Origin of the sequence: Paenibacillus sp. FSL H7-0940, from assembly GCF_037979415.1 — a bacterium.
GTDB lineage: Bacteria > Bacillota > Bacilli > Paenibacillales > Paenibacillaceae > Paenibacillus > Paenibacillus amylolyticus.
The window spans coordinates 5,439,870-5,450,943 of the sequence record NZ_CP150280.1 but is presented as its reverse complement, the minus strand read 5'-3'; the positions used below and the strand labels follow the sequence as shown (position 1 = coordinate 5,450,943).

The 11,074-nt window shown below is 48.5% G+C and carries 8 protein-coding genes; all 8 read left to right on the top strand.

Annotated features, from left to right (window positions below; genetic code table 11):
- Positions 1 to 168: 168 nt before the first annotated feature.
- The 8 genes from MHB71_RS24055 (at position 169) to MHB71_RS24020 (ending at position 11,062) form a co-directional block, all read left to right on the top strand.
- Positions 169 to 360, top strand: a complete 192-nt coding sequence (locus MHB71_RS24055; RefSeq protein ID WP_017691199.1) for a hypothetical protein — start codon at positions 169 to 171, stop codon at positions 358 to 360.
- Positions 361 to 804: 444 nt separating this feature from the next.
- Complete coding sequence (locus MHB71_RS24050; protein WP_340027897.1) at positions 805 to 1,569, top strand: copper homeostasis protein CutC; 765 nt, start codon at positions 805 to 807, stop codon at positions 1,567 to 1,569.
- A 30-nt stretch (positions 1,570 to 1,599) separates the two neighbouring features.
- Positions 1,600 to 3,060, top strand: coding sequence for an alpha-L-fucosidase (locus MHB71_RS24045; protein WP_340027896.1), 1,461 nt, complete (start codon positions 1,600 to 1,602; stop codon positions 3,058 to 3,060).
- Between the two features lies 1 nt (position 3,061).
- Complete coding sequence (locus MHB71_RS24040) at positions 3,062 to 4,843, top strand: glycoside hydrolase family 35 protein (RefSeq protein ID WP_340027895.1); 1,782 nt, start codon at positions 3,062 to 3,064, stop codon at positions 4,841 to 4,843.
- Positions 4,844 to 5,110: 267 nt separating this feature from the next.
- Positions 5,111 to 5,977 carry a sugar phosphate isomerase/epimerase family protein gene (locus MHB71_RS24035; protein WP_036616325.1) on the top strand — a complete coding sequence of 289 codons (867 nt, stop codon included), beginning with the start codon at positions 5,111 to 5,113 and terminating at the stop codon, positions 5,975 to 5,977.
- A 122-nt stretch (positions 5,978 to 6,099) separates the two neighbouring features.
- Complete coding sequence (locus tag MHB71_RS24030) at positions 6,100 to 7,158, top strand: Gfo/Idh/MocA family oxidoreductase (protein ID WP_340027894.1); 1,059 nt, start codon at positions 6,100 to 6,102, stop codon at positions 7,156 to 7,158.
- A 1,015-nt stretch (positions 7,159 to 8,173) separates the two neighbouring features.
- Complete coding sequence (locus MHB71_RS24025) at positions 8,174 to 9,586, top strand: alpha-L-fucosidase (RefSeq protein ID WP_340027893.1); 1,413 nt, start codon at positions 8,174 to 8,176, stop codon at positions 9,584 to 9,586.
- 531 nt (positions 9,587 to 10,117) lie between these two features.
- Positions 10,118 to 11,062: an ABC transporter permease subunit gene (locus tag MHB71_RS24020; RefSeq protein ID WP_143781513.1), complete on the top strand. Its 945-nt coding sequence runs from the start codon at positions 10,118 to 10,120 to the stop codon at positions 11,060 to 11,062.
- Positions 11,063 to 11,074 lie beyond the last annotated feature (12 nt).

Here is an 11,074-nt window from a genome sequence, read left to right as displayed (position 1 = left end):
TGATAAGAGCAATCGAAAGGTTGTTCTGTCATCCAAAGCAGAATACGTTGGTATATGACAAAGGACACTGTACGCGGGTGTCCTTTGTTGTAACACAGAATAGCTACTGTTATGATAGTGTTATGAGATTCGTAGTTCTGAACAATGGGGTCAGGGGTGTTGCGAAGAATGAGAAATTATAATTTTTTGAGTCCAATCCTGCTGGTTGTGGTGGCGCTGATTGTAAGAGGCCTGGTGACTAACCTGGGAGTTCTTTTCGGACTATCACAAGAAGTAGCGAGTAATATTGCCATGATAGCCATGATTATTGCTGCACTGATCATGTTTAATCGAATGACGAAGGCTCGGCGTAGAAAATAGAAAAAGCTCGGATAACCAGAAGGTTATCCAAGACACGAAGACATCCTCCGGGTGTCTTTTTTTGTATTGACGTTCTGATCCTAACGTTTTAGACTATTGCTAATAAATAATAACATTAATAATAACGAAAATAACAAAATGATCAGACGAAGTACATGAAATCCGATGCGCTCTCTATTTGCTAGCCCATTCCGGTCCCCAAAGGAGAATCCAATCATGAAGATCATTGCCGACAAACCATATATCGTTCAGGAAGGTCAGCCTTTGCAGATTAAGAAGCTGACCGTCGTCAAATAATGATGAAGAAGGACCGCAGGAGCGCTGATGAAGCGTTCAGTCGGTCCTTTATGTCATGGATCAGGCTGTGTGCAGTTCGAGTGATGTCTATCGATACGGGTTAACGGTTCTAGAATAATCTACGATGAAGTGAAGGGAGCGATCCTTATGGAAAGACAGCCTGTATTGGAAGTCATTGCTGTGGATGCGGCAGATGCCAAAGCAGCTGAGGAGGGAGGGGCTGATCGGATTGAGCTGGTGTCTGCGATGTCTGAAGGAGGACTTACCCCCGGTTATGGCGTCATGGAGCAGGTGGTATCCCAGGTATCCATTCCGGTGTATGTCATGATCCGTCCCCATAGCCGCTCGTTCCGCTATAGCGCAGATGACATCCACGTCATGACCCGGGATGTACGCGTGGCGAGGGAACTTGGAGCCGCTGGCATCGTAATCGGTGCCCTCACCGGAGATGGTGAAGTGGACCTTTTACCCATGCAATTATGTATGGCCGAAGCTCAGGGTTTGGGCGTTACGTTTCATCGTGCAATTGATGTGAGCACAAGCCTGACTGAGGCGCTCAAGGCTATTAACACATTGGGAAACGTGGAGCGTGTTCTTACATCGGGAGGGAAACAGACAGCGCCTGAAGCTATACTGGAACTGAAACAACTTCAGCAACTGGGGCAAACCTTGAACATCGCTGTCATGGCAGGATCGGGGGTCACCATAGAGGGAATTCAAACGCTAGTGAGGCAGACGGGTATCACGGAAATCCATATGGGATCAGGCGTGAGGTACAAAGGCAACTTTAATTATCCCATTGATCCACATTTGGTTGAAGAAGCCAAGCAACAGTTATTGCTTGCATCACAGCCATTCATGGACAGTAGTGCACTGAGTAGTGGTCCAAGCAAGGGTGGTCCAATGATATAGGGATGCGCTAAATAAAAGGAGTGATACGCCATGAATTATGAACTGCAACCAGCCGAATGGATTAAGTCCGCAGCACAGGTCAGCCCATCCGAACGCCAGCTGAGGTGGCAGGAGATGGAGTTCTACGCGTTTATTCATTTTACAGTAAATACATTTACGGATCAGGAGTGGGGCACTGGGGAGGAAGACCCGGCGATATTCAATCCTTCTGAACTGAGCGCGGTGCAATGGGTGCAGGCGTGCAAGGCTGCGGGGATGAAGGGGCTGATTTTGACATGTAAGCATCATGATGGATTTTGTTTGTGGCCCAGTCAGTTTACAGCGCATACGGTGGCGGCTAGTCCGTGGAGGAATGGTACGGGGGATTTGGTTCGGGAAGTCGCTGATGCCTGCCGTGAGGGTGGGTTGAAGTTTGGCGTGTACCTGTCTCCTTGGGATCGTCATGAAGCCACTTATGGAGATTCGGAGAGGTATAACGAGTTTTTCCTCCAACAGTTGCGCGAGCTGCTTACGAATTATGGCGACATCTTCTGTGTATGGTTCGATGGTGCATGTGGTGAGGGTCCGAATGGCAAAAGGCAGGTCTATGACTGGGACGCCTATTATGCGCTTATTCGTGAACTTCAGCCTGAGGCTGTCATCTCGGTATGTGGCCCGGATGTTCGCTGGTGTGGCAATGAGGCAGGGCATACACGGGAATCGGAATGGAGCGTTGTGCCAGCGCATATGCAGGATAATGAGAAGATTCAGGAGCAATCACAACAGGTGGATGATGGTGAGTTTGCCACAAGGATCAATACGCAGGACAGTGATTTGGGAAGCCGAGAGGTCATTCGTTCCCAAGGTGACCAACTGATCTGGTACCCTGCCGAGGTGAATACCTCGATTCGCCCGGGATGGTTCTATCATGCCAGTGAAGATGATCAGGTCAAAACACTGGAAGAACTGCTCGCCGTCTATTACGGCGCAGTGGGGGGCAACGCCACCTTTTTACTCAATCTGCCACCGGATACGCGTGGTCTCATTCACGAAACGGATGTGGAGCGACTACAGGAATTGGGAGATTCGCTGCGTACCATTTTTCAGGAAAATTTCGCCTTGCAGGCGCTGGTAAAAGCATCGGAGACGATGGATGAACAACATGCTGTATCGGAAGTGCTGAGGGAACGACGGGATACGTATTGGTGTCCTCACGAAGGAACGGAGCAGGCTTGGATCGAGCTGGATTTGCAGGAAGAAAGATCATTTGACCGGGTGGTGCTGATGGAACATATCCAGACAGGTCAACGGATTGAGCGTTTTACACTGGAGTTACAGACGGCAGATGGTGGTTGGGAAACGTTCTACACGAGGACGGTGGTGGGGTATAAGCGAATTTGCTGTTTCCCACAGGTCACATCGAGAAAGATGCGATTAAGCATTCATGAATCCAGATGGTATCCTACGTTGTCCGGGTTAGGCATATATCTGAGCGAGCGGGGAGGGTTGTAACATGGCGGTGCTGACGTATAAAGGTTCACAATTTATGTATGATGGTGAGCCCATTCGGATTTTGTCGGGTGCCATCCATTATTTTAGAGTGGTCCCCGAATATTGGGAGGATCGGTTACTCAAGTTGAAAGCCTGCGGTTTCAATACGGTGGAAACGTATGTGCCGTGGAATGTCCATGAGCCGCAGCCGGGTCGGTATTGTTTTGAAGGCATGGCTGATCTGGAACGTTTTATTCGCATTGCGGGAGATGTGGGTCTGCATGTGATTGTTCGTCCAAGTCCTTATATATGTGCCGAGTGGGAGTTTGGCGGATTACCTGCCTGGCTGCTTGCTGATGATGATATCCGTCTTCGTTGTAATGATGCAAAATTTCTGGCGAATGTGGATCGTTACTATGATGTACTTTTGCCCAGACTGAAACCTCTTCTTAGCACCCAAGGCGGGCCGATCATTGCAATGCAGATTGAAAATGAGTACGGCAGCTTTGGGAACGACGCGAGTTACCTGCATTATTTACGTGATGGCATGGTAGAGCGCGGTATGGATGTGTTGTTATTTACCTCGGACGGACCGACAGACCACATGCTGCAAGCGGGATCAGTCCCGGGGCATCTGGCTACAGTTAATTTTGGATCAGGAACGGAAGGAGCGTTCGCCAAGTTGCGTGAATATCAGGCGGATGAACCTTTGATGTGCATGGAGTATTGGAACGGCTGGTTCGATCACTGGGGTGAGTCACATCACACCCGAGAAGCCACAGATGTGGCTGGTGTGTTTGAGGAGATGCTTCGAGCAGGAGCCTCGGTTAACTTTTACATGTTCCACGGTGGAACGAACTTTGGATTTTATAACGGGGCGAACTGTCAGCAGAAGGATCAATACGAACCCACAATTACAAGTTACGACTATGATTCACTGCTCAGTGAATCCGGGGAGCCGACAGCGAAGTTCCATGCGGTGAGGGACCTTATTGCTCAATATAGCGGCGAAGATCTGGGTGAGCTTGTGCTGCCAGAATCGAAGGGGACCATCGCTTATGGGAGAGTGGAGTTGAACCAGCAGGCGTTATTACTAACGCAGTTGGACCGGATATCAGTTTCGGTGCAGCGTGCGAATCCGGAACCGATGGAGAAGCTGGGTCAAGATTATGGCTTTATTTGTTATCAAACCCGAATATCCGGGCCAAGGGAGCGACAGGAACTTGTGGTTCAGGAGGTGCGTGACCGTGCGCTTGTGTTTGTCGATAGGCAATTTCAGGGTGTATTGGAACGCGGAAATCCAGCGTTATCGGTATCCTTTGAAGTGCCGCCAGAGGGCGCAGATCTATTGCTCCTTGTTGAAAATATGGGGCGAATCAACTATGGCCCGTACCTGAAAGATCCGAAGGGCATTACGGAGGGAGTAAGACATGGTTTTCAATTTTTATATGATTGGACGATTCATTGTCTGCCATTAACTGATCTATCGGGTTTGCAATTTAGTGATGTGATTAGCGAAGCAATTAATGAAACAATTAATGAAGTACAGGGACCAGGATTTTATCGAGGAGAGTTTAATATCACGGATGTAAGAGATACTTTTCTGCGACTGGATAACTGGACCAAAGGGGTTGTATTTGTAAACGGATTCAATCTGGGTCGCTACTGGAATAAAGGACCGCAAAAAACGTTATATGTACCAGCCCCGCTCTTCCATGAAGGTGAGAATGAAATCATGGTATTCGAGCTTCATCAGACGGCTGATCAGGCCGTAACGTTTGTGGATACACCGGATTTGGGCTAGAAAAAGGAAAATTGGTGAGCCAAACGATTAATGAGAATTGTCGTGTCCGCCGGAAAAAGGTATACGTTGGGTATGGACATTGACTAGGGCGTGTCTGAAAACTCCGAAGGACGCAGATTTTGCCGAATTTTCGTTCCAAGCAAGGAGATTTTCCGCAGGCGTGCCGGGGCACGTCAAGGGAAAGTGACGCAGCAGGGGGCGAAAAGGCGGTAAAAGATGCACTTCAGTGAGTTTTGAGACACGTCCTAAAGGAGAGGATGAGGAAAAGTGAAAGTTGGACTCAGCACCTACAGTCTGCAACAAGCATTGGATCGCAAAGAATTAACCGTACCAGATGCCATTCGTTGGATCGCCGATCAGGGCGGGGAACATGTGGAGATTGTACCGATGGGATTCAGTCTGATCGATAATCCGGAGTTGATAGATGAGATTAAAGCTGTGGCAAAAGAGGTAGGGATCGACATTTCCAATTATGCCATCGGCGCTAACTTTGCTGTGCAGGAGGACGCCGAAGCGTTGGAGCAAGAGATCCAGAATGTGATGCGACATGTGGATGTGGCTGCTGCGCTCGGCGTGAAGCTGATGCGTCATGACGTGGCTTTCCGCCCTGCACCAGAGGGAACTGTAGCACAGTTCGAGATCGACCTAACGGTACTGGTGAAAGCCTGTCAGCGGATAGCCGATTATGCAGCGGATTTTGGAATCACAACAAGCGTTGAGAACCATGGGTACTATGTGCAGTCGAGTGAGCGAATTCAGCGTTTGTTACACGAAACGGCGCGGAGTAACTTTAAGACCACGCTGGATGTCGGCAATTTCCTCTGTGTGGACGAAGACCCGGTGAGTGCCGTGAAAAATAACATTCCATACGCGTCGATCGTGCACGCCAAAGACTTCTACTGGAGACCTTCCTACCGGAACCCCGGTGAAGGCTGGTTTCAAACCTCGCATGGCAATTACCTGCGCGGTGCCATTGTGGGCCATGGCGATATCGACATGCCTGAGGTATTCCGTGTATTGAAAAAATCCGGGTATGACGGATATATCTCGGTTGAATTTGAAGGCATGGAGGATTGCAAAACCGCCTCACGCATTGCCATGGATAACGTCCGCCGCCTATGGGAAGAGGCATAGGGCTGAGTACTTGTTTTAAATGAAATATGACTTGTTACGTATGGTTCAAAAAGAAAGTTAGTTCAGTCAGGAACGTCTACCCGCTGGACGTCAATTATTTTATTTATGGAGGAATCAGCACTATGTCCAAATTGAAAGTCGCCGTTATCGGTGCCGGATCCATATCCGATTGCCATTTGCAAGCCTACGTCAGTAACCCGGACGTTGAAATATATGCCATCTGTGACCTGAATGCAGAACGTGCCGCAGAAGTCGCGAAGCAATATAATGCACCTCATGTGTTTACCGATTATAAGGAACTGCTCGGACTGCCCGAGATTCATTCCGTCAGCATCTGTACATGGAACGACTCCCATGCGGAGATTAGTATTGCTGCTCTGGACGCAGGCAAAAACGTGTTATGTGAGAAACCACTCTGCCAAACGGTAGAGGATGCGCTCGAAGTAGAGAAGGCGGTTCATCGTAGCGGGAAGCTGCTGCAAGTTGGTTTTGTTCGCCGCTATAGCGACAATGCACAAATTCTGAAGAAGTTTATCGACGAGGGTGAGCTGGGCGAGATCTATTATGCCAAAGCCTCCAGTCTGCGTCGTCTGGGCAATCCGGGTGGTTGGTTCTCGGATATCAACCGTTCCGGAGGTGGTCCGCTGATCGATATCGGGGTGCATGTGATCGACATATGCTGGTATCTGATGGGCAGACCAAAGGTGAAATCCGTCTCAGCTAACGTGTCTAACCGATTGGGGAATCGCTCGAACATTAACAATCTGTCGTTCTACAAAGCAGCAGACTATGATGCGGAGCAGAACACCGTTGAGGATATGGCAAATGCCCTGATTCGTTTTGAGAACGGAGCGAGCCTGCTCGTGGATGTCAGCTTCACGCTCCATGCCAAAGCGGATGAGACTTCGGTCAAACTATATGGCGATAAAGGTGGTGCGGAGCTCGAGCCGGAAATTTCGATCATCGGTGAGAAATTCAACACTATTTTAAACATGACTCCACAGGTGGATTTCAAATCATTCGACTTTATGGGATCGTTCCGCAATGAAATCAACCATTTTATCGATAGTACACAGGGCCGCAAAGAAACACTTAGCCCCATCGAAGACGGCGTCGAAGTGATGAAAATGCTCTGCGCCATCTACGAATCAGCCCGTCAGGGCCGCGAAATCACGCTGTAAAGGTAGGGTTGTATTGCGTTGATACACTACGTTGATACTTTACTACTCCCGTTTCATTGAAAGTTATGAGCACTTCGCTCCTTTTGATGAAAAGCTCCGCTCCGGGCGGGTGTGGATTCGTCCTTCCCGCTCGCCAATGGAGCAGAGTAGGGAGCGAGCGCTAACGAGTCTCAGACATCTTATTTAAGGATTCGGAGCGCTAGCCGAAATCTAAGGAATCTGACACATGCTATATCAGAATAAGCAGCAGTATACAGCGTTTTTATCAGCTAATTTCGGGAAATAACGTGTCTGATGTTCCTTACAATTTAAAAAGAGGAACAAAAGGCTAAATAAGACGCCCTGTGTTCCTTAGAAAATTCTCTACCTATTCACCAGGATAAACGGGCTTGGATTTTAAGACGTTTTAAACGCAGACATCCATCATCGTATATCTTCCCTGAACTGAAGTTGAAGACACATCCTTTAGAGACTTACCGTTTACGCCATAACAAAGGGCGCAGAACCAATTGAAAACATCGAAGCGCACTCTCTCTGATCTTGTATTCCCTATAGAAACGAGGGGAGTAAGGGGTTCCATGGTAATTGAAGATGGCACCGCAATCGCAACGACGGACAGACTAACCCTTTATAGGTTAAGCGCATCGTTTACACCAAAAAGGAGAACGCAAAACCAATCCAAAACAACGGAGTGCACTTTCTCTACCCTTGGATTTCCCTATAGGAAATCGGGGGAAATAAGGGGTTCCATAGTGATTGAAGATGGCACCGCACTCGAAATAACAAAGTTACTACGCCCCTTAATAGTTAAACTAGCGTTTACGCCAAAACGGAGAGTGCAGAACCAATCTGAAGAAGCGAAGCGCTCGCCTTTATCACTGGATTTCCAACAATTATAAAGTGAAATAAGAGAAATCAGGGGATAACAGCGATCGAAAGACGGTACTGCACTCGGAGTGACCAGGCGTAACATGCATGGTTTATCTTTTATCCAATCCAGAGGAGATGAAACAGGATGAGCGAAGCCAAAGAAACCGTACTGGAGCAGGAAGAGCAGATCGTCGAAGCTGGCGTACACAATTTTAGCAAAGAGGATGAATGGATCAAACCGGAAGATCCGCTGCTGAATGAGCGGCTGGAGTGGTTCAAGGATCAGAAGCTGGGGTTGATGATGCACTGGGGACCGTATTCCCAGCTTGGCCTCGTGGAATCTTGGGCGCTGAGCGACGAGGACGGCGATTGGTCTCGCGATGACATCGACTGGACGGATGACATGGAAGACTTCAAGCGGGAATATTTCGATCTGAACAAAACCTTCAATCCGATTCGTTTCCAGCCTGAGGAATGGGCACAAATGGCGGCAGATAACGGGTTCAAATATTTCCTGTTCACCACCAAGCACCATGACGGTTTCTGCATGTGGGATACCAAAACGACGGATTATCGAATTACGGGTAAGGACACTCCTTTTCATACCCATAAGTATGCGGACATCTGTCGAGCACTGTTTGACGCTTTCCGGGCCAAAGGACTCGGCATCTCAGCGTATTTCTCCAAAGCGGACTGGCATACCCCTTATTACTGGGCACCGGGCATGGAGCGTGGACGTCATATGTGGCGCGGCCCTTCGTATGATCCCCATAAGTATCCGTGGCTGTGGGAGAAATTCGTGGAGTTCACACATGAGCAGATCATGGAGCTGCTGACGAATTACGGGCGGATCGAATGTCTGTGGCTGGATGCCGGATGGGTGCGCGAAGGTCGCCATGGTCAGGATATCAGGCTTGGAGAAGTCGTGGAACGGGCGCGTCAGACCACACAACCTTGGCTCCTGTCCGCAGATCGCACCGTCGGTGGACCGTATGAGAATATCGTTACCCCCGAGCAGACCATACCGGAACATCCGATGAACATTCCATGGGAGAGCTGTATTACCGTGGGGAACTCCTTTGCCTTCGGATTCGATGATCAGTATAAAACGGGAAGACAGCTGGCACATATTCTACTTGAAGTTGTGTCCAAGGGCGGTAACCTGGCGCTGAATGTAGGTCCACAACCCGATGGGCGTCTGCCAAAAGGGGCAATTCGAGGCATCAAGGGCCTCGGTGAATGGTTGGGTACTCATGGAGAAGGCATCTATGGAACCCGGATCTGCGGACCATATTTTACGAAAGATTGGGCTTTCACTCAGAAGGAAGAGATCAACACCGTATATGCCTTCCGTTTGTACCTAAACGAGAATGAGACCGTACAACCACAGTTAATCATTCCTTATCTTGAAAAGGTAGAGCGGATCGAACTCGTCGGTAGCGATGACGTACTTTCGTATCAGCAAACGGGAGACGGACTTCTTGTGGATCTGCCCCAATCCGCTACAACCAATGAAGCTCCCATCACACATACGTTCAGATTGGTCACAAGCGCATAGAGGTTGTTCAAAAAGTCCCCAATTGATCACGAAGTAAACCACGAAGCGAACTCGACATCGAATCTTGCGTTCACCTTCGGAGTCCGGTGCTCATGTAGGTTTGCCTACACTCCGCTCCTCCTCCTTCAGGTTCTCGCAACCTTCTCGGTGCTGAATCGTTAACTTTTTGAACTTGTATGTAAAGAATTCCATGTCAATTCCGGGGGAGATATAACCACCTCCGGGATTTTTTTATTCATACATAAGGGACACAATTCCCAATAGAAACGGCTCGCAATCGCTTGTCACACAAGGGTTTGTGGAATAAAGAGAAGTCGGAGAAAATTGCAAATTGATAAAAGTTTATCGGGCGATGTACTATCAAATCAAGAAAGCGCTACCTGATATGAATGTTTACATCATGTTTGTTAAACAAGGAACTAGGAACAGAAAAAAGGATGTTTAAGGGATGTAAATGTAATGTATTATTACACTTGAGGTGTAGAAGGAGTGACGCAAATGAGTCGAGCTACGGAAAGCATACCCGCCAAGATGGAACTCCAACAGAGGAAACATGTGGAGCCCAAGCGGCAGCATCCATTCATCAAAAGCCTCAAGAAACACTGGGAACTCTACCTGCTCGTGTTGCCCCCGGTATTGTATCTGTTGATCTTCAAGTACATCCCTATGGTGGGTGTCCAAATCGCCTTCAAGGACTTCAGTGTAGTCAAAGGAATCTGGGGCAGCCCGTGGGTCGGATTCAAACATTTTGAAGCCTTCTTCCAATCTCCAAACTTCTGGCTGTTAATCAAAAACACGATAGGCATCAGCTTTTATTCCTTAATTGCCGGTTTCCCCATTCCGATCCTTCTGGCGCTGGCGCTGAATGAGATTCGAACGGGTTACTTCAAAAAGACTGTGCAGATGGTCACTTACGCTCCGCATTTTATCTCAACGGTTGTTATGGTATCCATTATCATTCTGATGCTCTCCCCGCATGTCGGCGTGGTAGACAAGCTGTTCACACTGCTCGGCTTCCCGATGACGAACTTCATGGGTATTCCGGAATACTTCAAATCGATCTATGTCTGGTCAGGTGTGTGGCAGGGCATGGGATATTCATCAATTATATATATCGCAGCTCTTGCTGGTGTTGATCCATCTCTCTATGAAGCAGCAAAGATGGACGGCGCATCAAGGCTTCGGAAAATATGGCACATCGACCTCCCATCGCTCATTCCAGTCACCGTTATCATGCTGATTCTGAGTCTGGGCAGCATTATGGGCGTGGGCTTCGAGAAAATATACCTGATGCAGAATCCGCTCAACACAAGCGCTTCGGAGGTCATCTCCACGTATGTGTACAAGGTGGGTCTGATCGGAGCGAATTTCAGCTTCTCCTCGGCAGTAGGGTTCTTCAACTCCATTATCAACCTGATCCTGCTGGTTATCGTCAACGGCATATCGCGCAAAGTATCCCAGAACAGCTTGTGGTAAAGGAGGAGCTTA

Excerpts from the sequence above, each read along its gene's own strand:
- MHB71_RS24055 (WP_017691199.1), top strand. The coding sequence starts at position 169 with ATGAGAAATTATAATTTTTTGAGTCCAATCCTGCTGGTTGTGGTGGCG.
- MHB71_RS24050 (WP_340027897.1), top strand. The coding sequence starts at position 805 with ATGGAAAGACAGCCTGTATTGGAAGTCATTGCTGTGGATGCGGCAGAT.
- MHB71_RS24045 (WP_340027896.1), top strand. The coding sequence starts at position 1,600 with ATGAATTATGAACTGCAACCAGCCGAATGGATTAAGTCCGCAGCACAG.
- MHB71_RS24040 (WP_340027895.1), top strand. The coding sequence starts at position 3,062 with ATGGCGGTGCTGACGTATAAAGGTTCACAATTTATGTATGATGGTGAG.
- MHB71_RS24030 (WP_340027894.1), top strand. The coding sequence starts at position 6,100 with ATGTCCAAATTGAAAGTCGCCGTTATCGGTGCCGGATCCATATCCGAT.
- MHB71_RS24025 (WP_340027893.1), top strand. The coding sequence starts at position 8,174 with ATGAGCGAAGCCAAAGAAACCGTACTGGAGCAGGAAGAGCAGATCGTC.
- MHB71_RS24020 (WP_143781513.1), top strand. The coding sequence starts at position 10,118 with ATGGAACTCCAACAGAGGAAACATGTGGAGCCCAAGCGGCAGCATCCA.